Origin of the sequence: Pseudomonas sp. BRM28 (assembly GCF_002939405.1) — a bacterium.
Lineage (GTDB): Bacteria > Pseudomonadota > Gammaproteobacteria > Pseudomonadales > Pseudomonadaceae > Aquipseudomonas > Aquipseudomonas palmensis.
In genome coordinates this window covers 3,320,565-3,346,288 of the sequence record NZ_PEFV01000001.1, presented here as the reverse complement: position 1 = coordinate 3,346,288, position 25,724 = coordinate 3,320,565, and the positions used below count along the sequence as shown (strand labels likewise).

At 60.7% G+C, this 25,724-nt stretch carries 21 protein-coding genes and 1 tRNA gene; 16 read left to right on the top strand and 6 right to left on the bottom strand.

The window, feature by feature from the left end:
- The first annotated feature begins 644 nt into the window (after positions 1 to 644).
- The 4 genes from uvrY (at position 645) to CR917_RS15755 (ending at position 3,845) form a co-directional block, all read left to right on the top strand.
- Complete coding sequence (gene uvrY / locus CR917_RS15770) at positions 645 to 1,286, top strand: UvrY/SirA/GacA family response regulator transcription factor (protein ID WP_043860265.1); 642 nt, start codon at positions 645 to 647, stop codon at positions 1,284 to 1,286.
- A 1-nt stretch (position 1,287) separates the two neighbouring features.
- Complete coding sequence (uvrC, locus tag CR917_RS15765) at positions 1,288 to 3,111, top strand: excinuclease ABC subunit UvrC (RefSeq protein WP_043860266.1); 1,824 nt, start codon at positions 1,288 to 1,290, stop codon at positions 3,109 to 3,111.
- Positions 3,112 to 3,143: 32 nt separating this feature from the next.
- Positions 3,144 to 3,704 (top strand): CDP-diacylglycerol--glycerol-3-phosphate 3-phosphatidyltransferase, encoded by a 561-nt coding sequence (gene pgsA, locus CR917_RS15760; RefSeq protein ID WP_043860267.1) that lies wholly within the window; start codon positions 3,144 to 3,146, stop codon positions 3,702 to 3,704.
- 65 nt (positions 3,705 to 3,769) lie between these two features.
- Positions 3,770 to 3,845, top strand: a tRNA-Gly gene (locus CR917_RS15755).
- A gap of 115 nt (positions 3,846 to 3,960) precedes the next feature.
- Here the strand turns inward: CR917_RS15755 and CR917_RS15750 are convergent.
- Together CR917_RS15750 and CR917_RS15745 are read right to left on the bottom strand one after the other, a co-directional pair.
- Positions 3,961 to 7,176 (bottom strand): hybrid sensor histidine kinase/response regulator, encoded by a 3,216-nt coding sequence (locus tag CR917_RS15750; protein ID WP_104572606.1) that lies wholly within the window; start codon positions 7,174 to 7,176, stop codon positions 3,961 to 3,963.
- A 97-nt stretch (positions 7,177 to 7,273) separates the two neighbouring features.
- Positions 7,274 to 8,470, bottom strand: coding sequence for an MFS transporter (locus CR917_RS15745; RefSeq protein WP_256589692.1), 1,197 nt, complete (start codon positions 8,468 to 8,470; stop codon positions 7,274 to 7,276).
- A gap of 108 nt (positions 8,471 to 8,578) precedes the next feature.
- Here CR917_RS15745 and CR917_RS15740 point away from each other — a divergent pair, with 108 nt between their 5' ends.
- Complete coding sequence (locus CR917_RS15740; RefSeq protein WP_054916486.1) at positions 8,579 to 9,508, top strand: LysR family transcriptional regulator; 930 nt, start codon at positions 8,579 to 8,581, stop codon at positions 9,506 to 9,508.
- Positions 9,509 to 9,527: 19 nt separating this feature from the next.
- On the opposite strand, the gene CR917_RS15735 is transcribed toward CR917_RS15740, so the two are convergent.
- Entirely contained in the window at positions 9,528 to 10,430 is a 903-nt protein-coding gene (locus tag CR917_RS15735) for a LysR substrate-binding domain-containing protein (RefSeq protein ID WP_100632494.1), read from the bottom strand.
- A gap of 123 nt (positions 10,431 to 10,553) precedes the next feature.
- Here CR917_RS15735 and CR917_RS15730 point away from each other — a divergent pair, with 123 nt between their 5' ends.
- From CR917_RS15730 to CR917_RS27440, 5 genes are all read left to right on the top strand, one after another.
- On the top strand, positions 10,554 to 12,179 hold the full coding sequence (locus CR917_RS15730; RefSeq protein ID WP_104572604.1) for a BCCT family transporter: 1,626 nt from the start codon (positions 10,554 to 10,556) through the stop codon (positions 12,177 to 12,179).
- Positions 12,176 to 13,297 (top strand): mandelate racemase/muconate lactonizing enzyme family protein, encoded by a 1,122-nt coding sequence (locus CR917_RS15725; RefSeq protein WP_043860271.1) that lies wholly within the window; start codon positions 12,176 to 12,178, stop codon positions 13,295 to 13,297. Before CR917_RS15730 ends, CR917_RS15725 begins: the two co-directional genes overlap by 4 nt.
- A 15-nt stretch (positions 13,298 to 13,312) precedes the next feature.
- The gene (locus CR917_RS15720; protein ID WP_054916483.1) at positions 13,313 to 14,452 is read left to right on the top strand and encodes a mandelate racemase/muconate lactonizing enzyme family protein; all 1,140 of its coding nucleotides are present in this window, start codon (positions 13,313 to 13,315) and stop codon (positions 14,450 to 14,452) included.
- 170 nt (positions 14,453 to 14,622) lie between these two features.
- Positions 14,623 to 15,597 (top strand): tripartite tricarboxylate transporter substrate binding protein, encoded by a 975-nt coding sequence (locus CR917_RS15715; protein WP_104572603.1) that lies wholly within the window; start codon positions 14,623 to 14,625, stop codon positions 15,595 to 15,597.
- A gap of 228 nt (positions 15,598 to 15,825) precedes the next feature.
- Entirely contained in the window at positions 15,826 to 15,966 is a 141-nt protein-coding gene (locus tag CR917_RS27440) for a hypothetical protein (protein ID WP_173925052.1), read from the top strand.
- A gap of 348 nt (positions 15,967 to 16,314) precedes the next feature.
- On the opposite strand, the gene CR917_RS15710 is transcribed toward CR917_RS27440, so the two are convergent.
- Positions 16,315 to 16,620: a DUF6124 family protein gene (locus CR917_RS15710; protein ID WP_058540395.1), complete on the bottom strand. Its 306-nt coding sequence runs from the start codon at positions 16,618 to 16,620 to the stop codon at positions 16,315 to 16,317.
- Positions 16,621 to 17,163: 543 nt separating this feature from the next.
- Here CR917_RS15710 and CR917_RS15705 point away from each other — a divergent pair.
- From CR917_RS15705 to CR917_RS15700, 3 genes are read left to right on the top strand one after another with little or no spacing between them, the layout of a single operon-like run.
- The gene (locus tag CR917_RS15705; RefSeq protein ID WP_104572602.1) at positions 17,164 to 17,793 is read left to right on the top strand and encodes an AAA family ATPase; all 630 of its coding nucleotides are present in this window, start codon (positions 17,164 to 17,166) and stop codon (positions 17,791 to 17,793) included.
- Positions 17,790 to 18,233: a hypothetical protein gene (locus tag CR917_RS27105; protein ID WP_146095017.1), complete on the top strand. Its 444-nt coding sequence runs from the start codon at positions 17,790 to 17,792 to the stop codon at positions 18,231 to 18,233. Before CR917_RS15705 ends, CR917_RS27105 begins: the two co-directional genes overlap by 4 nt.
- Positions 18,233 to 18,763, top strand: a complete 531-nt coding sequence (locus CR917_RS15700; RefSeq protein WP_104572601.1) for a restriction endonuclease — start codon at positions 18,233 to 18,235, stop codon at positions 18,761 to 18,763. Before CR917_RS27105 ends, CR917_RS15700 begins: the two co-directional genes overlap by 1 nt.
- A gap of 535 nt (positions 18,764 to 19,298) precedes the next feature.
- On the opposite strand, the gene CR917_RS15695 is transcribed toward CR917_RS15700, so the two are convergent.
- Positions 19,299 to 19,859: a restriction endonuclease gene (locus tag CR917_RS15695; RefSeq protein ID WP_256589690.1), complete on the bottom strand. Its 561-nt coding sequence runs from the start codon at positions 19,857 to 19,859 to the stop codon at positions 19,299 to 19,301.
- A gap of 853 nt (positions 19,860 to 20,712) precedes the next feature.
- Between CR917_RS15695 and CR917_RS15690 the strand changes: the two genes are divergently transcribed.
- From CR917_RS15690 to CR917_RS15680, 3 genes are all read left to right on the top strand, one after another.
- Positions 20,713 to 21,228 (top strand): RNA polymerase sigma factor, encoded by a 516-nt coding sequence (locus tag CR917_RS15690; protein ID WP_104572600.1) that lies wholly within the window; start codon positions 20,713 to 20,715, stop codon positions 21,226 to 21,228.
- Complete coding sequence (locus CR917_RS15685) at positions 21,225 to 22,139, top strand: FecR domain-containing protein (protein ID WP_104572599.1); 915 nt, start codon at positions 21,225 to 21,227, stop codon at positions 22,137 to 22,139. Before CR917_RS15690 ends, CR917_RS15685 begins: the two co-directional genes overlap by 4 nt.
- An 81-nt stretch (positions 22,140 to 22,220) precedes the next feature.
- Positions 22,221 to 24,578: a TonB-dependent receptor gene (locus CR917_RS15680; protein ID WP_104572598.1), complete on the top strand. Its 2,358-nt coding sequence runs from the start codon at positions 22,221 to 22,223 to the stop codon at positions 24,576 to 24,578.
- Positions 24,579 to 24,817: 239 nt separating this feature from the next.
- On the opposite strand, the gene CR917_RS15675 is transcribed toward CR917_RS15680, so the two are convergent.
- Positions 24,818 to 25,711, bottom strand: coding sequence for a LysR family transcriptional regulator (locus CR917_RS15675; RefSeq protein ID WP_104572597.1), 894 nt, complete (start codon positions 25,709 to 25,711; stop codon positions 24,818 to 24,820).
- Positions 25,712 to 25,724: the final 13 nt, after the last annotated feature.

Genomic DNA, 25,724 nt, shown 5'->3' with positions numbered 1-25,724 from the left:
GCGGCGAACGTTGATGTTCGTCGGCGGCTTATCTCTCTTTTTTTCATCCTATAGCGTTTAATTTTGGAACGGCAACACTTCATATCAAATTAACTAGAAAAAAATATAGTTTGTTTTGTGAAAGTTAAAAAACCGTTTAAAAACAATGACATATAGTTTGTAGAAAGTTCGACGTCAAAAAATTGATATGTGTATTGGGTGTGTTTTAATGGCGCCAAAAAAATGCTTCCACGGGGTTTTTACATAACTTTAAATAGTGGCAAATCGCCTTCATTTAATTAGGTAAACCGTTTCAGCTTAATGTTTTGAAAGTTGCAATCGGGCGACGGGTTAGTTGTGTTGATGAGTGCATCGCGAGCGTGAACAGCCTGTTTTATTGGCGTTGCTTTTTTTGCATTCGCCACCGCTTGTGCTCCGCGTGGCGAGCCGGGCATAGTTTCAGTTTCATGCGTGGCCTGTGCCTGTACAGGCAGGTCTGCTCATCCAGGCAGAAGCCCAGCTGCAGTGACGATGAGCCGCGTAGGAAGCCACGTAGGAAGGCTGGGAAATTGACGTCAGCCGGATGGCGTTTACAGTTAGCTCACCCGGTCGATTTTTTGCTAAGGTGGCCGGATACAATTCACACCGTAACGCGAGGTGTCTGCTTGATCAGGGTCCTGGTGGTCGATGACCACGATTTGGTGCGTACGGGCATTACCCGCATGCTGGCCGACATCGACGGCCTGCAGGTGGTAGGGGAAGCCGATTCCGGCGAGGCAGCACTGAAACTCACCCGCGAACTCAAGCCCGACGTGGTCCTGATGGACGTCAAGATGCCCGGCATCGGTGGCCTGGAGGCGACCCGCAAGCTGCTGCGCAGCCACCCCGACATCAAGGTGGTGGCCGTGACCGTGTGCGAGGAAGACCCGTTTCCCACCCGCCTGCTGCAGGCCGGTGCGGCCGGCTACCTGACCAAGGGCGCCGGGCTGGGTGAAATGGTCCAGGCCATTCGCCTGGTGTTTGCCGGGCAGCGCTACATCAGCCCGCAGATAGCCCAGCAGCTGGCACTCAAGTCGTTCGAACCGCAGAATGCCTCGCCGTTCGACAGCCTGTCGGAGCGGGAGATCCAGATCGCCCTGATGATCGTCGGTTGCCAGAAGGTGCAGATCATTTCCGACAAGCTGTGCTTGTCGCCGAAGACGGTGAATACGTACCGTTACCGGATCTTCGAGAAACTTTCCGTTACCAGCGACGTGGAACTGACGTTGCTGGCCGTGCGCCACGGTATGGTTGACGCCAACCTCTGATATGACCCCAGCGTTTGATTCAAGTGCCTTTCTGGCGACCTGCAGCGGACGTCCGGGTGTCTACCGGATGTTCGATGAAGGCGCGCGCCTGCTGTATGTCGGCAAGGCCAAAAACCTCAAGAAGCGCCTGGCGAGCTATTTTCGCAAGGCGGGCCTGGCGCCCAAGACAGCCGCGCTGGTGGCGCGCATCGCTCAGGTCGAGACCACCATTACCGCCAACGAGACCGAGGCGCTGCTGCTCGAGCAGACCCTGATCAAGGAATGGCGCCCGCCGTACAACATCCTGTTGCGCGACGACAAGTCCTACCCCTATGTGTTCCTCAGTGATGGCGACTACCCGCGCCTGGGTATCCATCGCGGGGCCAAGAAGGCCAAGGGCAGGTACTTCGGCCCTTACCCCAGTGCCGGTGCCATTCGCGAAAGCCTGAGCCTGCTGCAGAAGACCTTCTTCGTGCGCCAGTGCGAAGACAGCTATTACGCCAACCGCACCCGGCCGTGCCTGCAGTACCAGATCAAGCGCTGCAAGGCGCCGTGCGTCGGCCTGGTCGAGCCACAGGAGTACGCCGCCGACGTGCGCCACTCGGTGATGTTCCTGGAGGGGCGCAGCCACCAGTTGACCAACGAGCTCAACGAAGAGATGGAGCGCGCCGCGATGGCCCTGGAGTTCGAGCGTGCCGCCGAGCTGCGCGACCAGATCGCCTTGCTGCGCCGCGTGCAGGATCAGCAGAGCATGGAGGGCGGCAGCGGCGACGTGGATGTGGTGGCCGCCTTCGTCAACCCGGGCGGGGCGTGCGTGCACCTTATCAGCGTGCGCGGCGGGCGGGTGCTGGGCAGCAAGAACTTCTTTCCGCAGGTGGGCATCGAGGAAGACGTGGCCGAGGTGCTATCGGCGTTCCTGGCCCAGTACTACGTTGGCAACGCCGAGCGCGAACTGCCTGCCGAGCTGATCGTCAACGTGGTGCACGAAGACTTCGAAGCCCTGTGCGCCGCCGTCGAGGCCCTGCGGGGTCGCGAGCTGACCATCAGCCATCGGGTGCGCGGCACCCGAGCGCGCTGGCAGCAACTGGCCGTGACCAACGCCGAGCAGGCGCTGATGGCGCGTCTTGCCAACCGCCAGCACATGGCCGCGCGCTTCGATGCGCTGGCCCAGGTGCTGGACCTGGATGAAACCCCTCAGCGCCTGGAGTGCTACGACATCAGTCACTCCAGCGGCGAGGCCACCGTGGCCTCCTGCGTGGTGTTCGGCCCCGAGGGCCCGATCAAGTCCGACTACCGGCGCTACAACATCGAGGGCGTGACCGCCGGCGATGACTACGCGGCCATGCACCAGGCCCTGACCCGGCGCTTCTCGCGGATCAAGGACGGCGAGGGCAAACTGCCGGACGTGCTGCTGGTGGATGGCGGCAAGGGCCAGCTGAACATGGCCCGCGACGTGCTGCAGGAACTGGCCGTGCCCGACCTGATTCTGCTGGGCGTGGCCAAGGGCACCACGCGCAAGGCCGGTTTCGAAACCTTGTACCTCAACGATGTGGCCCACGAGTTCACCCTCAAGGGCGACTCGCCGGCGCTGCACCTGATCCAGCAGATCCGCGACGAGGCGCACCGTTTTGCCATCACCGGTCATCGCGCGCGGCGCGGCAAGACGCGGCGCACCTCGACCCTGGAAGGCGTCGCCGGGGTAGGGCCCAAGCGCCGGCGCGACCTGCTAAAACACTTTGGCGGACTGCAGGAACTGAGCCGTGCCAGCGTCGAAGAAATCGCCAAAGCACCCGGAATCAGTAAAAAGCTTGCCGAGTCGATTTATGACAGCCTGCATAGCGAGTAGAATGCCCGCTCACCTCGCAGCCAGTTGTGCCGATGAATATCCCGAATCTGCTTACCGTACTACGCGTTCTGCTCATACCGATCTTCATACTGCTGTTCTATGTGCCGTATCACTGGAGCTACATAGCCGCCAGCAGCGTGTTTGCCGTTGCCGCCGCCACCGACTGGCTGGACGGTTACCTGGCTCGTCGGTGGCAGCAGAGCACTCCGTTTGGCGCCTTCCTCGACCCGGTCGCGGACAAGCTGATGGTGGCCGTGGCCCTGGTGCTGCTGGTGCAGGTGCATGCCAACCTGTGGCTCACGCTGCCGGCGGCGGTCATCATCGGTCGCGAGATCGTGGTGTCGGCGCTGCGTGAATGGATGGCCGAGATGGGCGCACGTGCCCATGTGGCGGTGTCCAACCTGGGCAAGTGGAAGACCGCGGCGCAGATGCTGGCGCTGGTGATCCTGCTGGGCAATCCGCCGGTGTGGGGGTTCTGGGTAGGCCTGGGTTATGCGCTGCTGCTGGTGGCGGCGGGGCTGACCCTGTGGTCGATGGTGCACTACCTGCGTGCAGCCTGGCCGCACCTGCGTGAAGGCTCTGAAATAAAATAAACTTTTTTGAATCAAGGGGTTGACGGCGTTTTTAAAATCGCTAGAATGGCCCCCATCAACACGACGCGGGAATAGCTCAGTTGGTAGAGCACGACCTTGCCAAGGTCGGGGTCGCGAGTTCGAGTCTCGTTTCCCGCTCCAGTATTTGGAGCTACAGATCGAAAGGTCTGTAATTCGTCAGAAAGAAGGGCCACTGAAAAGTGGCCCTTTTTTCGTTGCGCAACAATCCTCTTCGAATACGCAAGACAGGACGGCTTCAACCGTCCAGGGTCTGCTGTGTGTTCAGCACGGTCTCCAGGCGCGTTTGCACCTGGCGTACTTTCCGGGCCAGCTGCGGCGTGATGTGCGACCCCGCAAGCTGGCATTCCAGTTCGGCGCACAAGGTGGCCAGGGCGAACGCCTGAACCGAGCACAGGGCGCCGCCCAGGCTGTGCAGTACCTGCGCCAGGACGCCGGCATCGGCGTTGTCCAGTGCGACGTGGATCTTGCGCAGGTCGTCGCGCATCGAGGTGATGAACAGTTTTCGCATCGCAGGCGGAACGTGGACGGTGTCGACGTCGCTCGATGGTGTGGTGGCGGCGTCGTCGACCTCGGTGAAGGGCTGCGGCAGAACCAGCTCGCAGTGCTGCAACAGCTGAGTGCGCAAGGTGTGCAGGTTCAGGGGCTTGACCATCCAGGCGTTCATGCCCACGGCCGCGCAGCGCTCGCCTTCATCGCGCATGGCGTTGGCTGTGATGCCGATCACGGGCAGGTCGGCATCCTGCTGGCGCAATGCCTGGGTCAGCTCATAGCCATTGATAACCGGCATGTTGACGTCGGTGAGCACCAGGTCGTACGCCCCGGGCGCCCAGAGTGCCAGTGCCTGCTCACCGTTGAACGCCACCGTGACCACGCAGCCCAGGGCTTCGAGTTGCTCCTTGATGATCGCCTGATTGATGGGGTTGTCTTCGGCTACCAGAATCCGCAGGTCCAGTGGCTGGCGGGTGCCCGCTGGCCAGGCGCTGTGCTGCGTGTCGTGACCGCCGTGCGCCAGGCCCACCGCCCTGGCGATCGCGCGAACGTCGTAGGCATCGACCTCCCAGCCATCAGCGCCGTGGTCGGGTGGGTTGGGCCCGCCCGGTACGGCGTTGATCCGGGGGCCAGCCCACGCTTGACCGGACGCGAGCATGTCCACCAACAGTGTCGCGTCGTTGCCCGAACCCATGTCGCTGGCCAGCGGACGGGCGTCGACCCCCAGCCGAACGAGCCAGGCGCAAAGGTGCCGGGCCAGTTCCGGGACGGGTGCGCGCACGTACACAGGGGCGGTGGATGGCTCGAATTCAGGACAGTCGGTGAGTGCGCCGGGCGCGCGGGGCAGCTTCAGCTGCAGGGTGAAACTGCTGCCCAGCCCGATTGCACTGACCACGTCGAGCTGGCCGTCCATCAGTTCGCAGAGCCGGCGGCAGATGGACAGGCCCAGGCCTGCACCGGCCTCGCTGCTGGCGTCGCGCACCTGATAGAACGGGTCGAACAGATGCACCTGCTGGGCCTGGGAAATGCCCAGTCCCGAATCGCTGACCTGCCACTGCAACTGGCTGTATTCGCTGTCCTGTTCCACGACCCGAGCCCGCAGCACCACCCGGCCGCTGTCGGTGAACTTGATGGCATTGCTCAGCAGGTTGTTGAGGATCTGGCGAATGCGCAACGGATCGCCGCGCAGCCGGTCGGGCAGGTCGGCATCGATGCAGGCATACAGTTGCAAGCCTTTGGCCTGGGCGTATGCACTGTAGGTGCCGAGTGTGGCCTCGATCATCTCCAGAGGGCAGAAGTCCAGATCGTCGATGGTCATCTGTCCGGATTCGATCTTCGACACATCCAGCACGTCGCTGATCAGCTGGAACAGGGTGGCCGATGATCGCTGGATGGTCTGCAGGTAGTGCTGCTGGCGCGGGTCGAGCGCGGTCAGCCCCATCAGCTCCAGGGTGCCCAGTACGCCGTACAGCGGTGTGCGGATCTCATGGCTCATGGTGGCCAGGAAACGTGTCTTGGCTTCATTGGCGGAATCGGCGGCCAAGCGCGCCTGTTCAAGGCTGGCGGCATCTTCGACAAGCCGGGTAACGTCATGAAAGGCACACAGCCAGGCGTTTTCGCCGTGGTAGCGGGTAGGCACAAGGCTCACGTGCCAATGGCGGCCTTCAACCTGCAGATCGGTTGAGCCCCGCTCGGCCAGGTCGTGCTGTCGACGCAGGGCGCCGATCAGCGTGGCGCTGCCGTGGGACTGCTGGGCGTGCTGGTTTTCCAGCAGCACCGCGTAGTCGCTGCAACGCAGCACGCACAGACCGGCTGGCGCCGTGTCGATGACGGCTCGACTGAAAGCCTCGCTCTCGGCGATGTCTTCAAGTGCACGGTGGGCAGGCAACACCACATGCTTGCGATACCAGTGATTGAACGCCCAGCCGCCGCCCAATCCGGCCAGCATCAGTGCAACCAGCCCCAGCAGCGGCCAGAAGGCATAGTCCACAAAGCTTTTGAAACCGATCACATAGATGCCGGTCCATGGCTGCTCGCCCGGGCTTGTCACACGGAACACCAGCCCGTCAGCGTTCAGGTTCAGGCCTTCATGCAGCACCCGATCGGGCTTGAACTCGCCCACCAATGCCTCGCGGGTGGGGGCGATCAGGCTGAAGTGATCGTAGATCGACCATTGCATGATGCGTTCGATGTTGTTGACCTGATCCAGCGTGAACATGGACGCCACCACCACCGAGGGGCTGGCCCCTGAAATGTGCAGCCGGGTTGCCGACAGGTCGATGTCGACATACCCCAGCACAGTGGCAGGGGCATCGGGGCCTGCGTCATAGGGCACCCACTGCACCTGGTGGTCCTGCGGCGCGTGGTCGTGCAGGCTCTTGCCCACCTGGCGCACCACACGATCGAAGTCCTCTTGTCGGGGCCGACCCGTGCCGCGCAGGCGCCCCATGGCCGGTACGCTGATATCGAAGTTGTCCGGCAGGTTGAACAGCAGCACCTGGGGCGACTGATAGTGCGAAGCCGACCAGAATGCACTGTAGTAGTTGGCCAGGTTCGCCCCCAGGGTAGAGACGCTGGCGTGTTGCGAGGCTGCGATCCTGGCCGGGTTGATCTTCACGCTGAACGGCAGGGAGAAGGCGTATTCGATTTCTTCATAGACCGCACCGGTGGCATCGGACGAAGACCGTTGCACCACCACCGGCACACTGGAGGCGCCCAGCAGTTGGCCTTCGGCGCTTTTGCGCGACACGGCGCTGAGAAAGGCTTCCTGCTCGCGGATGTTTTCCATCAGGCGGGCGAAGTGAAACTTCACCGTGTCTTCCTGCTTCTGCAGCACGCGATTCACGCCCCAGTAGCACAAGCCAGTCAACAGCAGCGCCAGGCCCAGGAGCACGGCAAGCCCCATGTTCAGGCGCAGTGAACTGCTGGCCAGCCTGTCCAGGCGGGTGTAGCGGTGATTCATCGTGCAATCCCGTCAGTGATGAGGCGCGTCCAGACCCAGTCTATACAAGAGCTGGAGTGCTTGCCGGATCATCCCGGGTGCCACACCCCGTGCGGCCCTAGCCCTGCGGTAGCGTTCGGGTGCGGTTTTCAGCCACGAGCCGCCATACGATCATCAGGCCGGCAAGCCCCAGCCAAGGCAGCAGCAGCGCATTCAGCACCTGCCAGCCAAACACGTCGAGCAGGCCGCCGGCGCCAAACGAGCACGTCAATCCCACCGCAAAGATCGCCATGTCGTTGGTCGCCTGGGCCCGGCTCTTTTCCGCCGGGCTGTAGGTTGTGGTCAGCAAGGCCGTGCCGCCGATGAACAGGAAATTCCAGCCCACACCCAGCAGAACCAGAGCACTGGCAAAGGCATTGAAGCCCGTGCCGGACCAGGTGGTCAGAACGTGCAAGGCCAGCAGCATCACGCCCAGCAGCATCACCCACGCCGCACCCAGCCGGGAAATCAGGGCGCCGGTGAAGAACGAGGGCAGGAACATGCCCATCACGTGCAACTGGATGACGGTGGCGGCCGTGGCCAGCGGATGGTGATGGTGGAGCATCGCCAGCGGAGTCGCCGTCATCGCCAGTATCATCACGCCATAGCCGGTCACCGCGCCGAACAGGGCTACCAGGTAGGTCGGCTGCAGGACGATCCGGGCCCATGGCCGGCCCTTGTCCAGGGCCGCCGCCGGTGGTTCGGTGGCAGGCATATCCAGAAACAGCAGCACGCCCAGCCCCAACACGGCGACGACGGTCAGCAGAACAAATGACCCGAAGTACTGCGGGCCTATCCACTGGCCTCCGAACCGCGCCAACGCCGGCCCCAGCAGTGCAGCGACTATGCCACCTGCCAGCACCAGCGAGATGGCCTTGGGGCGCAAGCTCTCGTCCGCGACCTCGCTTGCGGCAAAACGGTAGAACTGGGCAAAGGCCTGATAGGTGCCGACCAGGAAGGTGCCCAGTGCGAGCAGGGCCAGGGAGCCGAACCAGATACCGGCGGCAGCGACCATGCCGCCGGTCACGCCCAGCGCCGCGCCAAGTACAAAGCCGGCCCTGCGCCCGGCGTTTGCCATGAATGACGAGGCCGGAAACATCGCCAGTGCGGTGCCCAGGAACATGCTGGCGATAGGCAATGTGGCCATGTCGGCGCGGTGGGTCAACTGGGCGCCTGCCAGTGCGCCGATGGTCATTACCAGAACCGAAACCGTCTGGAACAAGGCCTGTGCACTTGCCAGAATGCCGACCTGCCTGTGCATGTGTGTGTTTTTCATCTTGCGTGCAGCCTCTGTCTTGCCTGGGTGAAATCGAGGCTGGAAGTATGAAAATCGCAGGTCTATTATTCAAACGAATAATATCGTCACCTAACCTCAGTAAATTTAATGGACAGAATCCCGATCGATGTTCGCCACCTGCAAACGCTGGTGGCCCTGCGCGACAGCGGCAGCGTCTCCCGCGCCGCGTCCTGGATGCGACTGACCCAAGGCGCCTTGTCCCATCACATCAAGGCGCTGGAGGAGTTTTTCGGCACCCCATTGTTCGTTCGCAAGTCTTCCCCGGTGGTCTTTACGCCGGCTGGCAAGCGGCTGCTGGAAGCCGCCGACAAAGTGGTGCCCATTCTTAATCAGACCACGCGTGACCTGCTGCAGATGGCCGAAGGCACCGGCGGTACCTTGCGTATCGCTGTCGAATGCCACACCTGTTTTGACTGGCTCATGCCCGCAGTCGATGCCTTTAGAGCACGCTGGCCTGAGGTGGAAGTGGACCTGGTATCGGGTTATCACGACGATCCCGTTGGCCTGCTGCATCAGCGCACCGCCGATCTTGCACTGGTGTCCTGCTCCGAAAGGGACGAGGAAGGGGTCGATTTTCACGGGCTGTTTCGCTATCCGCTGGTGGCACTGGTTGCCAACGACCACCCCTTGGCCCTGCGCGAGTTCTTGACGGCCGAGGACTTTATCGACGAAACCCTGGTGACCTATCCGATCGAGGAAGACGCGCTGGACATTGTCCGCTCATTGCTGCGGCCCGCGGGGATCAAGCCTGTGCGCCGCACCGCCGAGCTGACTGTCGCGATCCTGATGCTGGTGGCCGCGCGGCGCGGCATTGCGGTGCTGCCACGCTGGGCCGTGCAGACCTACCTCCAGCGTCAGTACGTGACGGCCAGGCCCATCACCCGCGAGGGGCTTATCTCGGATATCTGGGCTGCCACCTTGCCGGCAGACAGCCAGAAACCCTATGTCGTCGAGTTCCTGGCGCTGCTGCGCGAAACCACGGTGGCGGCGATTCCGGATGTCGAGCTGATGGGCTGATCGGGCACCCATTCACGCACTACGCCCCGTTGCCTGCCTCTTCCTTCAGCCACGCAATGAACTGCCGGGCCATGTCGCTGATCTGCTTGTGCGGCTTGGTCAGCAGGTAATACGCCAGCTGATGCGGCATCACCAGCTCGGGGAAGGGCATCACCAGTTCGCCGCTGCGCACCGCCCGTTCGGTCAGCTCGATCGCACACAGGGCGACACCATGCCCCTCGATCGCCAGCTGCGCGAGCACATTGGAGTCGGTGACCACGTGCCCGCTGCGCACCTCCAGCCCTGGCGTGGGGTACAGCGCCTGCCAGGCTTCCCAGTCGTGATGATGCCGGTCATGCAGCAGCGGGTGACGCGCCAGGTCGGCCGGCACCCGCAGTGCGTCGGGCCCTTCGAGCAATGCGGGCGAGCAGATCGGCACGTAGTTCAGGCCCATCAGAAACTGCGTGTCGAAACCCGGCCAGTCGGCCGTGCCCCACTTGATCGCCAGCTCCACCTCGTCGGGAAACTCGACGCGCTGGGTGCTCAGCAGTTGCTGGATGCGCAGCGCGGGGAAGCGCTGGGTGAAATGCTTCAGGCGCGGGGTCAGCCAGAACGCGCTCATCACCGGCTCGGCCTCGATGTGCAGCACCGACGGTGCGGCCTTGCGCGCGCATTTCTCGAAGGCGGCCACCAGCTGGTCGAAGGGGGCGCGAACATCGTCCAGCAGCGCGGCGCCGGCCCTGGTCAGGGCCACGGTACGGGTCGAACGCACGAACAGCGTCACCCCCAATGCCTCCTCCAGCTTGACCACCTGCTGGCTGATGGCCGACTGCGACAGGTGCAGCGCGGTGGCGGCACGGGTGAAGCTGCCGTGCTCGGCAACGGTCTTGAAGGCCAGCAGCAGGGTCATGTGCGGCAGGCGGGTCAGGGCGAATTTATTCATAAGACTTCGTTATTAGTCCATTACCAAATCGCGATTCTCTCGGCGCTGGGCACCAGCTTACATTAGCCGCCGAGCCCGCCAATACGGGGGTCTGTCCAATAATTACAACAGTTGGGACTCACTATGCAGCAGAACACCCAGAAAGACCTGACGCTGATTTTCACCAGCATCGTGGTGATATCGCTGACGGTCATCGGTTTGATGATGTTCCCCGATCAGGCCAAGGTACTGGCCGATCAGCTCTTCACCCGTGCCACCACCACCTTCGGTGTGCTGGTCCAGGTACTGGGCTTTGCCTGCGTGGTGCTGGTGATCGGCCTGGGCATGAGCAAGTACGGCAACATCCGCCTGGGCGAGGGCAAGCCCGAGTACAGGAACACCAGCTGGATCTTCATGTTCATCTGCGCCGGCCTCGGCTCGGCGACCATGTACTGGGCGTTCATGGAATGGGCCTACTACTACCTCACCCCGGGCCTGAACATAACCGCCGCCAGCAAGCAGGCGCTGGAGATGAGCATCGCCTACTCGTTCTTCCACTGGGGCGTGACCCCGTGGGCCATCTACGGCATCGCCTCGCTGGCGATGGCGTATCACTTCCATGTGCGCAAGAACAAAGGCTTGAGCCTGGCGGGCATCATCGAGTCGATCACCGGCTACAAGGCCCACGGCTCGGTCGGGCGGGTCATCGACCTGATCTTCCTGTTCGCCACCTTCGGCGGGCTGGTGCTGACCACCACCCTGACCACCTCCACCGTGGCCAAGGGGCTGTCGGACCTCACCGGGCTTGCCGACGGCTTCATGCTCAAGGCGTCGCTGGTGATCCTGGTGACACTGGTGTTCTCGCTCAGCTCCTACATCGGCATCAGCTCCGGCATGCAGCGCCTGGCAAAACTGGCCTGCGGCATGACCATGCTGTTCGCCCTGGTCGTGCTGCTGCTGGGGCCGACCCAGTTCAGCGTCAGCAACATCGCCAACGCCATCGGCCTGACCCTGCAGAACTTCATCCACATGAGCCTGTTCACCGACCCTACCGGGGACGGCGGCTTCTCCCGTGACTGGACCGTGTTCTACTGGCTGTACTGGATCACCTACACGCCGGGCGTGGCAATTTTCGTCACCCGCGTCTCCAAGGGCCGCACGATTCGCGAGGTGGTACTGGCGATGATCCTGGGCGGCTGCGGCGGTTGCTGGTTCTTCTTCGGCAGCCTGCAGAGCTTTGCCATTCACCAGTTCGTCACCGATGTGGTCAATGCCCCGGCCATGCTCAGCGGTGCCGGCGGCGAAGCGGCGGTGTCGATGCTGCTCGCCAGCCTGCCGTTCGGCAAACTGCTGTCGGTGGTGTACTTCCTGCTCATGCTGGTGTTCCTGGCCTCGCACCTGGACGCCGTGGCCTACACCGTGGCCGCCACCAGCACCCGCAACCTGCGTGAAGGCCAGGACCCGTCGCCGAGCCTGCGCCTGTTCTGGTGCCTGATGCTGGCCGTGCTGCCGCTGGCGATGCTGTACATCAATGCCTCGCTCAACACCCTCAAGACTGCCGTGATCCTCACCGCCATCCCGTTCATCTTCATCCTCATGGTGAAGATCTGGGGGCTGCTGAAGTGGCTGCGCGAAGACTACGCGGCAATGCCCGCACACCTGATCGAAGCGCAGTCCGCCCGCCTGGCCCAGGGCACTGCGTGCGACGCCGAACAGGCCCCTCGCCAAGCTTGCCAGGGCGCCCCGAAAACTCTGGAAAACCTGCAATGAAAATAGTCGATGTAGAAGCGATCTGGTTGCGCGTGCCTGCGCTCGACCAGCCCTGCGAGTGGGGTGAGGATGCGTTGATCGTGCGCATCTACACCGACAGCGGCCTGCTGGGCATCGGTGAAACCGACAGCTCGCCGGCCGTGGTCAAGGCCCTGATCGAAACCCCGGCATCCCATGAAACCTGCCAGGGGCTGCGCGACATCCTGGTCGGCGAGAACCCGCTGGAAATCGACCGGCTGTGGAAGAAGATGTACCGCCACTGCGAATACATGGGCCGGCGCGGCGTGGCCATCCATGCCATCAGCGCGCTCGACATCGCCCTGTGGGACATCGCCGGCCAGCACTACGGCGTGCCGGTGCACACCCTGCTCGGCGGCAAGTACCGTGAGCGCATCGCCGCCTACGGCACCTTCATCCCGCGGCCCGACGAGGCCGGCAACCGCGAGCGGGTACGCGGCCTGCTGGCCCAGGGCCTGCGCAGCATCAAGCTCGGCGGCGCAGGTTTTGGCGAAGACCTGCCCAGGGACAAGGCATTGCTGCAACTGGTGCGCGAGGAGATCGGCGACGACGTGCAACTGCAGATCGACCTGGTGGGGCGCTGGCGCAACTACTCCCACGCGCTGGTGCAATGCGATGCACTGCGCCAGTTCAACCTCAACTGGATCGAGGAACCCTTGCCTTCGGACGACACCCGCGGCCTGGCGTACCTGGCCGAGCGCTCCGGGCTGCGCGTATCCGGCGGCGAGGGGCTGGCCACGCGGCACGAGTTCCGTCACTTTCTGGAGGCTTCGCGCCCGGCGATCATCCAGCCCGACATCACCCGCTGCGGCGGCATCAGCGAGATGCGCCACATCTATGAACTGGCGCAACTGCACGGCGCGCAACTGGTGCCCCACGGCTTCAGCACCGGCATCCTGCTGGCAGCCACCGTGCACTTTCTGGCGGCCAGCGAGTTTGGCGAGTTGATCGAATACTCGCAAAGCGACAGCCCGTTGTTCCGTGGCCTGGTGAGCAACCTGCTGGCACTGGAGGACGGCCATGTGCGCGTGCCCGACAGCCCAGGCCTTGGCGTGATACTGGACGAGGCGATGATCGAGCGTTATCGCGTTCGCACCTAGAGGCGGGAGGCCCCCATGCACAACCAGATCATCGACCGGGTCGAGGTGTTCGTGTGCGCGCCGCCGCTGCGCGGCTCCACCTGGACCCCGGAGCAACCGGCGCCGTGCACCACGCACACCTTCATCCGCATCAGCACCTGCGACGGCATCGTCGGCGTGGCGGCTACCGATTCGTACACCACGCACCACCCCGACGCGGTACTGGCCGAGACGCTGCGCGACATGATCCCCGACCTGCTCGGGCGCTCGGCACTGCAGCGCGAAGGGCTGTGGATGCACTTCAAGCCCAGGGCCTATGCGCGCTCGGCCCAGGCCCAGGCGCTGATCGACGTGGCGCTGTGGGACATCGCGGCGCAGGCGGCGGGCCTGCCCCTGTTCAGGCTGCTGGGCGGCTACCGCGAGCGCATCGACGCCTACGCCAGCACCCCGGTGCTGGCCACGCCGCAGGCCTATGTGGACGCCGTGCAGCAACTGGTCGAGGCGGGCTTTGCGGCCATCAAGTTCCATTGCTGGTGCGACCCGGCGCGCGACCTGCAACTGCTCGAGCAGGTTCAGCGGGCCCACGGCGACAAGGGCCTGGCGCTGATGCTGGACGTGGAGCAGCGCTACGACCTGGACGCCGCGCTCAAGGTCGGGCGGGTGCTGGGCGAGCTGGGCTACGCCTGGTTCGAGGCGCCGCTGGACGACTACGACCTGGCCGGGTACCGACACTTGAGCACGCGGCTGCAGGTGCCGGTGCTGGCCGCCGGCAACGCCATCACCGACAGCCAGCTGGTGGCGTTTGCCGCCAGCCAGCAGTGCTGGAGCCGTGTGCGGGTGGATGTGATGACCTGCGGCGGCATCACCCCCGCGCTGAAGATCATCCACCACGCTGCGGCCAGCGGGCTCAAGGTCGAATTGCAGAGCTGGGGGCATTCGCTGGCGCAGGCGGCCAACCTGCACCTGATGCTGGGGCAGCCGGTGTGCAGCTACTTCGAACAGGCGTGCGAGGTCGAGCTGTTCGAGTTCGCCACCGCCAACCCGATCCGCACCAACGCGCAAGGGCAGGTGACGGTGTCGCAGCAACCGGGCCTGGGCCTGCAGATCGACTGGGAGCAGATCGGGCGCGTTGCCCAGTTGCAGCTGAGCGTCGGCCGCCAGGCGGGCGCTGCGTAACTGCCGTGGTGCCGGTTTTGCAGTCATGGCGCGGGCAGCGTACGCTGCCTTGCTGCAAGGTTGGAGAAAGCTACACAGCCTAAGATTTGGTACGTGCAGTTGTGCACTGGCGACAACCCGCCCGGTGCGCAACTGCCAAGTCATACCAAAAACAATAACAGGCGACCGCCATGACGTTTTTCCTGCGCAGTATCTGCTCGATTGCTTGCTCCCTGTTCGCCACTTCGTTGCTGGCGGCGCCGCCGTCTTCGCCCGAGTGCATCGTGCCCGGTTCATCGGGTGGCGGTGGGGACCTGATGTGCCAGTTGATAAAGACAGCCCTGGCCCAGGACAAGGTGTTCGACCAGCCCATGCAGATCACCTACATGCCCGGTGGGGTCGGGGCGGTGACCTACAACACCATCATCGCGCAACGGCCGGCAGAGCCGGGCACCCTGATCGCATGGTCCAGCGGGTCGCTGCTCAACCTTGCCCAGGGCAAGTTCGGGCGCTTCGACGAGGGCGCGGTACGCTGGGTCGCCGCCCTGGGCAAAAGCTATGGCGCCATCGCGGTAAGAAGCGACTCCCCGTACAAGAACCTCGACGACCTGGTCAAGGCGCTGAAGCAGCAGCCGCGCAAGGTGCTGTTCGGCTCCGGCGGCACTGCCGGCGGGCAGGACTGGGTGCAGGCCGCATTGCTCGCCAAGGCCGCGGGTATCGATATTGGCGAATTGCGCTACATCGCCCTGGAAAGCGGCGGCGAAAGCGCCACGGCGTTGCTGGGCGGTTACATCGAAGTCAGCAGTACCGATGCGTTCGAGGTCATCACGCACCTGCAGCGCGGCGAGATGCGCCTGCTGGCCGTACTCTCGGAAGAACGCCTGGGTGGTGAGCTCAAGGACGTACCCACCGCCAGGGAACAGGGCTACGACATCGTCTGCCCGGTGGTCAGGGGCTTCTATCTGGGGCCCGGGGTCAGCGACGAGGACTATGCCTGGTGGAAGCACACCTTCGACCAGCTACTGGCCTCGGAACAGTTCGCCCAGCTTCGCAGCGGCTTCAGGCTGCTGCCGTTCGCCCTGACCGGTGATCAATTGCGCACCTACGTCAAGCAGCAGGTGGCCGGGTACAAGACCCTGATCGACGACCTTCGCAGGGGCCAGTGAGGCGGGTGCCCGAAACAGCTGCCATCTGTCGAGATACGTGCCTTGGCACGGAATTTTCATGCCTTTTTCGAACGCTGTTTTTTGTGGTGTAACCAGCACGTTCCTTCCCGCCCAGAAAAACAATCAGGGGGTTGCATGAGCTGTCTGATCTGCGCCGGCCACGCCGAGGCCATCGACTGCCCAGCCGGGTGGGAAGGGCGGCGTTGCCTTCAGTGTGGATGTTACCGTATGTCTCAAACGCTCATCTTGGCGATGATGGACGAGGGGCAGATTTTCGATGCCTGCAAGATGCGCCAGTGGCTCGACACGCGCCGTTGTGTGGTGCCGATTCCGACAATTGATGTGCATGAGGCGATTCTGGTGGTGTAGTTGTAGTGGCTGACAACTCGAATCTCACAGGCGTTGGCACGTGGCAGCCCATGTAGGGGCCGGCTTTGCCGGCGAAGCGCCGCGCTCGCGGCGCTCGATCTTGTGACCGGCACAACAGCATTGACTGGCACCTGATAACTTCACCGCGATCCTTTGGTGGCCTTTCTGAAGACATCCCCAGTCACCTGTCTTGAAATTGCATCTGGGTTTGGGGGGCATGCTTTGAATGTGATGGCGCTCTCTAGGCCGCGCGCTGCCCGCGCGTCGCTTCGCCGGCAAAGCCGGCTCCTACTTGGCGTATAGGCACACCTATCAGTGAGCCGCGTCTGCGGCCCGGGTGTCACGTCGTTACGCGTCTACCGCTTGCGCCTCCATGCCGTCCAGCACCGTGTCGATCAACACGGTGCTCATCTCCAGCGACTGCTGCGCTGCCACCAGCAGGTGCTTGAACTGCGCGTCGGCGCGTTCGCAAGCTTGTGCGGTGGTGTCCTTGGCGCATTGGATCTGTAGCGACAGATGGACCAACGCATCTTCGAGCTCGATGCCTTCGCAGACGGAAAACAGGGGAGGGTGGTTTCCGTTGCAACAGCCGAAGGCGGTGTAGGCGGTTTTGCGGGGATTAACAAGCGGGGGATCGGGGACGATTTTTGTCATTGTGCAGCTCCCTTTTGCAGTGGAACCGCCAGCTATCACTTGCAGTTGATAGGGTGGCGGCTACGTGCGGGTCTGCAAGACCGGGGCAAAAGGAACCCGGCAGACCCGAAGGTCTCCCACACGTAGCCACCATAAATAGAAACCACGGGCACAAAAAAGCGCCAGTGACTTTCAGGTGGCGCTGTGCGCCTTTTGCTTGGCGGGCTTGCAGACCCGGCCGCTGAATTGGCAGCGGCGAGACGAAGGGTAGCGAGGATTGGGGGGATATTCAAGGGCGGGTTGGTTGAGGCTGTCTATGGGTCTATCGATCGATACCTGGTTTTTGGTGAAGGCTGCTTTCGGCCAGAAGCGGACATCCATCAGGGGCGGCTATCAGCCAAAATAAACCAGTCTGCACCGAGGACATCTGGGCGATTCACTGCCTTGGCGCTTGAGGTTGCCCAGTCCACAAGACTTTGCGGTAATCTCGTGATTCTGCTTTGTCCGGCAAGGCTTTCAACCTAAAGAGCAAGCAGCCATCCTCTAAGCCAAGATTAGAAGCCAATGATAAAGATTATGATTAATACGCCGAAAGGCGGCGTTGGAAAGACGACAACTGCTACGAATATAGCGTTACTTTTGGCCAAGCGCGGCCAAAGGGTTCTCGCCGTGGATCTTGCAGGTGGACTCTTGATGAGCCAAGCGCTGGCACAGACTCCAGAGTTTGCCGCAGGAACAGGTAATAAGATCGACTCAAGGGAGACTGAAGCGGTTCCGACTCGATTCCCCGGCTCGTCGAACTTTGATTATGCGGTAATCGACACTGACGACAGCTACACTGTATTTGAGGATCTGCTTAGGGCGGATCAAAACGGTTGGAGAGTTATCTCACCGATCAATCCTCTCGACCAAGTTGGCTTGATAAGAATTCCACATGAGCTTAGGGGTGTTGCGGTGGGTGCGTATCTTTCCCCCAATGGACCAAAGATGAAGGTATTCGCAAATATGGCATATCCAGGCGATGCCACAGAAGGGGCTACAATCCTGCGCAACGCGCTCTCCATCGAGGGCATCGAGGTGTTGATGCTCACTACCACTGTACCTTACGCCTCTACAACTAGTGCTCCAATTCGGTTAAGTGATGCAGCATATAATACTGCACTGAACAACCTTCTTGCGGAAATAGGCATATGAGTAACTCTACGAGAGCCCGAAAAGTTGGAGCTGAAGCATTAAAAACTAACGCTCGACGAAAGGTGTCTATTAATCTTAGTGAGCAATCTTTAGATAAGCCGCAGGTAGAAAAACTTCGAATTTTTTACGGTGTGAGGTCAACAACGGCTGCAATCGAGCGCGCTATCTCTAATGCTGCGGCAAGATTAGCCCTGAGAGATTGCGACATTCTTGAAAATGCCGTCCTCGACAAACTTGCAATTGTAAAGCAGCTTCAGACTGCGGATTCAAACGAGAAACTACCACCTAAGAGTGAAATGGTAAAAATCAAGGCGATGAATTGGGAAATCATAATTATAGCCAGCCAAGCACCGACGTCCCTTGATAGCTCTGAGGCATTAGTTAACTTTTGTCTGAAATATTCGTCGGAACAAATGAAAGCTCTTTTTGGTGATGCGTAGTGGGTATTTTAGAAGAGACGCTTGTCAATCAGCTGCTGCGTACCACGCCTAGCTTTAAACGCGACATTATGGAAGTGCGAATCCGAGCTCTGCTCAGCGCTGCCCCTTTCATCGAGGTAACAGGGCTCCCCGCAAGACGGGGGGCTGCGGATGGTGGAATCGACGGAGTAGTACGCTTTTCGCAAATTAAAAATGGTTCACTTACACCTGAGACCAATGCGGCATTAAATATAAAGGTACGTCAAAGCGACTTCACGCGGGAGCAACTGGGCGGGTTCATCCTAGATATGGACCGGGAAAAAATAAACACAGGTATTATTCTGACTGCTGCGAATCTTACGCCGGATGCCAAAGCAGAGCTAACGCGTAAAAACTCAGAGGGGACGATAGAGTTATTGCATATCCGTCTGTCCGACCTGCTAGGAGGAGGACGACGCTTTCTCGATATTCACATAAATGGTTGTCCTTTGAACATGCTACTGGCAGATAATTTAAGAACTCTTATAGAAGAAATACTCACTAGCACATAAAGTCTGAATTATAGAGCCTAGCGGAATTAGGCTGGGCGAGATAAATAATCTGAGTTGCCCTTGGTTTCGTATACCTAAACCCAGCTGTCTAGGCTCGAAAAGGGCGTTCATGTGAATGGTTGCTTATGGCCGTTTTCTGCCTATCACTACCGGCGGAAATCGTCCAATAGTTGCCCTTCACGCAAGGCTGCTACCTGCCTTTCGTAGCAACGCTTAGACGAGCGCAATCGACAACGCACACTATCGCACTAGCCGGCGAGTCAGCGGTGATAGATACCATCCTCCAAAGGGGGGCCATCAGCAGTCACCCTGCTGATAGGATCTCTTGGTTCAAATATAGATCCTCCAAATATTGCGTCAAAATCTCCTTCCACGTCTGCTAGGTATTTCAGAATGATGTCTAGCAACCCCCGAAAGGTGTAGCAATGCCATTCGATGTGAGGAGTAATCTTTGCGAGTACCTTGGTCTTAAACTATCCAGATTCGTTGGAACATCCAGCATGGTGCCGGTGTTCAACACTGGCGACATGACCAACTAATTGAACATAGACAAGATCATTAGCGATCCACCGTTCTCTTGCCTTAGCCGATCAAATTTTTCTTGATCTTGAGCACTAAGCTTTTCGTAAGCGCTGTCTCGAACACTGTTGAACTCCTCGGTGTACCGAAGCGGGTTGTCCGCTGCATCGCCTATACGTGGACAAAAGTACCTCTTCCACCAAGCCTCAAAATATCTTTGCTGAAACTCTAAGTATGTCATCCCAACGATATTTGTGTTTTGGGTGTATCGTTTGGCACCCTGCTGTAGCCCACGCTTCGAAATGATAAATCCGATGTTCGCGCCGGTTTCGTGCATCACCGTTGTGAACGAATGGACTACGGACTGGGGTACGGCACTGCCCCAGTTTTTGCACTCGACGATGTATCTGATTTTGTCCACGCTCCGAACATCTATTGCGTGGACATCCACATTCACCGAGCCACGCGGCGTTCCCAAATCAACCTCGACGTCAGCAAGCAAGCCGACGTTTCGGAAGATTTGTTGAACACCTGTCTGGAGGCCCCGCCAGTTTTTTGGTAACGGATCATCGATCACAGCTACTTTTCCTATGCGCAATTCGCAAAATGGTAAAGTTACTGAGGTGTACGAACGTCGTCCACCGACCGTTCAATAGCAAGTCAACTCCACTTTTGCGGCACGAAGGTCTGCTTCTGGCCAACCTCGGCCTGTCGCCATCTCCTTGGCGCATTGGATCTGTAGCGACAGATGGACCAACGCATCTTCGAGCTCGATGCCTTCGCAGACGGAAAACAGGGGAGGGTGGTTTCCGTTGCAACAGCCGAAGGCGGTGTAGGTGGTTTTGCGGGGATTAACACGCGGGGTTCGGGGACAATTCTTGTCATTGTGCAGTTCCCTTGATTGGCGGAGCCGACACCTATCGCTACCAGACGAAGGGTGGCGCTGTACGCAGGTTGGTAGACCGGGAATCAAGGAACCCGGCGCGCACGAATGCACCCCACGCACAGCCGCCATGACACGAAACAGCAGACAAAAAGCGATGGGCGAAGGTTAGCGGGTGTTGGGGGATGTTCAAGGGCGGGTTGGTTGAGGCTGTCTGTGGGGCTATCGATCGATACCTGGTTTTTGGTGAAGGCTGCTTTCGGCCAGAAGCGGATATCTATGGACGACCGCTTCCGACCCATAGCTGCCGGTGAGTCCACGCAGAAATTGCATCTGGATTCATCGACATCTTCGGGCTGAATAGTGGTCGTATAGTCACCAGAGCCGGCGCCCCGAGGTAAATATTTTCGCAGCCATCGTTGCTGGTCTTAGGTGTACTCCATATCCAAAGCTGGATATCCCACCTATCAAAAAGAATGATTCCCATTTGCCATTGCTGCTCTGGGTGCCTATGATCCGCCATCTTGCTGGGAAAGGAAGCATTGGGATGGAGTGGAAAGGCATCAATTTGCAGTGGGCATATTCCGACCTCCTCCTGGGGATCGGCCGGCACACCCAGTGCATGCAACGCGCCTGTGACGTGCTGCACGATGCCTTCATACGCTTCGTACTGGCGTCCCAGCGTCGGAAAATCGAGCAACCAAATGCCTACCTGCGGCGCATCGCCCATTCGGTGCTGATCGACCATTACCGTGAGGCGCGTCGCTATGTGGGGCTGCCCGAGGGTGAAGGAACACTTGAACCGTTGATGGTCGTGGCCGGCGAGGCGGCTGTCTCGCCATCGACTGAACACCTGGCGGACTTGGCCCAGCGCCTGGATGCACTGCAACGTATTCTCGATTGCCTGCCACCACGGTGCAGGGAGGTGTTCTGGCTGGCGCGTATCGAAGGCCGCCGCCAACCCGAGATCGCCAAGCTGCTGGGGATATCTCTGTCGGCGGTCGAGCGCCATCTAATCCGTGCGATGCTCGACCTACGTGCGGCGCGGGCGCTGTTGTCATGAGCGATGTTCGCCAGCAGGCTGCACGCTGGTTCACTCGGATGCTCGAATTGCCCGACGATCACCCAGAACGTGCGCGCTTCAACCAATGGCTGGAAGCAGACCCGCGGCACGTCGAGGAATACCAGACCTTCGTCGACCTGTGGCAGGGCTTTACCCACACCTCGCAGACCCAGGCATTGGCGGGGGCCATGGAGGGCGTCAGGCGTCGGCGGTTGTTGGGCGGGAGCCTGCTGGGGCTGCTGGCGATGTCGGGCTTGGGGGGCTTGCTGACCTGGTCGCGGCTGGTTGGCCGTGAAGTGCAGTACGCCACTGGCATCGGCGAGCAACGGTCGGTGGCGTTGGACGATGGCAGCCAACTGACCCTCGATGCCGATTCGCTAATGCTCGTGCGCTACTCCAGCGGCGAGCGGTACCTGATGCTCTTGCGGGGGCGGGCGATTTTTTCGGTACAGCGCGATGCCCAGCGGCCATTTCTGGTAGAAGCCGGATTGGCACGGGTGCGGGTGCTGGGCACACGTTTTGTGGTCGAGCGCCTGCCTGAGCAGATCCAGGTCAGCGTCGAGCGCGGACGTGTACAGGTCGATAGCGATACCGCTCAGGCGGTACTCGAAGCTGGCCAGGTAATTCGTTGCGATGTGGCTGGCCATTTAACCCGCCTTGCCCGCTCGGCTTCGGCGGCGTTCAGCTTCGCCGACGGCAACCTCAACTTCGAGGATGCAAGCCTCGCAGAGGTCGCTGCGGTGTTGTCGCGCTACCAGCGGCTACCCCTGAAAGTCCTCGGCCCGTCGCAACGTCGGCTGTCGGCGGTGGTGCAGTTGGGTGACATAGAAAGTTTCGTCGAGACCCTGCCGGTATTGGCCAACGCCACCCTGCAACGGCGCGACGACGCCATTTGGTTGGTGCCTCGCTGATCTTTTTTGCAATCGGACGTCAGGGAAATGTGGCGCTACTCCGTCAGGGAGTATCTGCCCACATCAACGAGAGATGACCCCATGCTGTACAACGCCCTCCGAAGCCTGGCCGCAAGCTCGGCCCTGGTGCTGAGCATCCCGGCCCTTGGCGCAAGCTTCGACTTCGACCTGCCTGTCCAACCGCTGTCTCAGTCCCTACGCATGATCGGTTTGCAAGCTGGTATCAGCCTGGCCTTCGACGAGCGTCTGACTGCCGGCAAATCCGCTCCAGCGCTCAAGGGGCGGTATGAAACCGAATCAGCGGTACGCCTAGCGCTGGCAGGGAGCGGCCTGGTACTGAGCACCGAAGGCGCGGTCTGGGTGATTGCAACTCCAGCAGCAAACAGCCTGGAACTTGATGCCACCACCGTGAACAGCCGAGGCTTGGGCGAGACTACCGAAGGCAGTGGCTCCTACACCACCGGCCCTATGCGTAGCGCAACCAAGCTTGCGCTGACTGTGCGCGAAACCCCTCAATCGGTCACGGTGATCACGCGCCAGCGCATGGATGACCAGGCGATGAACACCCTGGATGATGTGGTGCGCAATACCCCCGGCATGAGTTCACAGAAACTCGGCCCAGACAGGCAGCGCTACTACTCCCGCGGGTTCCAGGTCGACAACATCATGTACGACGGGATCCCGACCAACGTCGGAGCCAACGCCGCCGACATCATCGCGTCGGGCGACCTGGCGATGTACGACCACGTTGAAATTGTCCGTGGCGCGACCGGCCTGATGCAGGGCTCCGGTAACCCGGCAGCCTCGATCAACCTGGTACGCAAGAAGCCCACCGCACAAACCCAGGCAAGCATTACCGCCAGCGCCGGCAGTTGGGACCGCTATCGCTCGGAGGTGGACGTCAGTGGTCCTCTCAACGAGCAGGGCTCGGTCCGTGGACGCTTGGTGGGTGCCTACCAGAACAACCACAGCTTCCAGGACAACATCCAGACCGAACGCGGCGTCTACTATGGCGTGTTGGAGGCAGACCTGACCGACGACACCTTGTTGACCGTGGGCGCGTCCTATCAGGACGACAACAACCACGTACCATGGGGCGGCATTCCCGTGGCGGCGGATGGCAGCGACCTAAACCTGCCCCGCTCGACCTATCTGGGCAACGACTGGGATTACTGGGACAAAGACACCACCATCGCCTTTGCCAAGCTTGAACACAATCTCGCCAACGACTGGAGGCTCACCCTGTCCGGCAACAAGACCTGGTCAAAGCTGGATCACCTCGCCAGCAAGGTCTACAACACCAACAATGTCTATCGCCAGATTTTTGGTGGCTACAAATACGATGACGACCAGACCGGCGTCGACGCGTTCGCCAGCGGCTCGTTCCAGCTGTTCGGCCGCGAACACCAACTGGTGGCCGGTGCCAGTGCCCGGGAAGAGAAGATCAAGGTGGTAGAAAACACCGACAACTCCATCTACAACGACATCGACATCTACAATTGGGATCCGAGCCTTCGCCCCAAACCGTCGTCGCTGATCTCCACCTTCTGGCAACACATTGATATCCACCAGAAGAGCGCCTACGTCACCGGCCGTTTCAGCCTGGCAGACCCATTGCACCTGATCCTCGGCAGTCGCCTGGATTGGTACGACTATGACGCCGAATCTCAATACGGGACGGTGGACTACAAGGTCACACGACACGTCACCAAGTACGCAGGCCTGATCTACGATCTGAACGATAATCACTCGATCTACGTGAGCTATACCGATATCTTCAAACCGCAGAATAATCTGAATGCCAGCGGCGGCCTGCTGGCCCCGATCGTGGGCAAGAACTATGAAATCGGTATCAAGGGCGAATACTTCAACGGTGCACTTAATGGCTCCATTGCGTTGTTCCGGATGGATCAGGAAAACCGTGCGCGAGTCGCCGACGGCTGCCCGACTGCCGTAACGTGCTATGAAGCGGCAGGTAAAGTGCGCGCGCAAGGTATCGATATGGAACTGCAAGGCGCAATCACGCCTCGCTGGCAAGTTGGCGCAGGCTATACCTACACCGAGGTCAAGTACCTCAGTGATTCCAACCGCGCCAACGTCGGCCGCGGTTTCGATACGGACCTGCCGCGCCACCTGGTCAAGCTCACCACCAGCTATCAATTGCCAGGCGATCTTGAACGCTGGCGCATCGGCGGTACCGCTTATGGTCAGAACTCCGTGTACAACAAGGGGAGTGGCTACAAGGTCGAGCAGGATGCCTACGCCCTGCTGGACCTGATGGTCGGCTTCAAGCCCACCGAGCATATCGACGCACGCCTGAACCTCAACAACGTGTTCAACAAAAAATACTACGTGAGCATCACCGACAGTCCAGCTCGCGCCGAAAACATCTACGGTGACCCGCGCAACCTGATGCTTACGGTCAAATACAGTTTCTGATGTAAGAAGCAGACCATGGCCTTGACTGTTGTGTAGTCGGGGCTACTGGCCGTATTTCGAAAGGGACAGGTCGAAACCTGCCTGAGCGCTGTGCTCATCAGTAATGGAGTGACCACTACATCAAGGTTCTGGCTTGTGGGGAAGCTGGAGGGGTTACCGTTTCAGCATTGATGCTGGTGAGGTAACGACATTTTGGAGACTTCAACACCACAAGTACCCAGAAATTTCAGATCAAGCGCTTACATCCGGTGATGTTCCAGCAAGAAGTCCACGAACAGTCGCACCCGCGCCGGCATTGCCGCCCCGCCGACGAACACAGCATGAATCGGTTCCTGGTCCCCAGGGTTCCAGGCTTCCAGCAGCGGAATCAGGGCGCCGCGCTGCAGATCCTCGCGCACGCTGAACTCACCGATACGTGCAATGCCGGCACCTACTCGCGCAAGTTGTGCCAGCGCTTCACCACTGCTGCATTCGATGTTGCCGCTGACCTTCAGGGAAAACTCTTTTCCATCGCGGATGAACGGCCAGTTGGGTTCGGCACGCCGGAAGTTGAAGCGCAGGCAATTGTGCTGAAACAAGTCTTCCGGCTCCGTGGGGATGCCCTCGCGCTGCAGATAATCGGGCGATGCCACCACTACCTGGCCGGTGTCGCCGATCCTGCGCGCGGTCAGCGGGCTGTCGGGCAGATGGCCAAAGCGGATCGCGACATCGGCCTGCCCGCCGAGAATGTCGACCACTTCGTCGCCGAGGGTAAGGTCGACGACGATGTTCGGGTAACGGGCGCTGAATGCTGCCACCAGCGGGACGATGGCCAGCCGCCCGTGGCCAAGGGCGGCACTGACCCGCAATCGCCCCCTGGGCACGCCCTGGTCAGCGATCGCTGCTTCGACCTCGTCCATATCGGCCAGGATACGCCGGGCGCCACGCAGGAACGCTTCGCCCTCGGCAGTGAAGGCGAGCGCTCGGGTGGTGCGCAACAGCAGGCGGGTGCCAAGGCGTTGCTCGGTACGCGCGATGACCCGACTGACTGCCGAGGGTGTCACGCCCAGTGCACGCGCCGCGGCCGACAGGCTGCCTTCATGCGCCACGGTGGTGAACACGCTCATTTCACCTGACCTGCCGTTGAAGTCCACTTGTGCCTCCTGC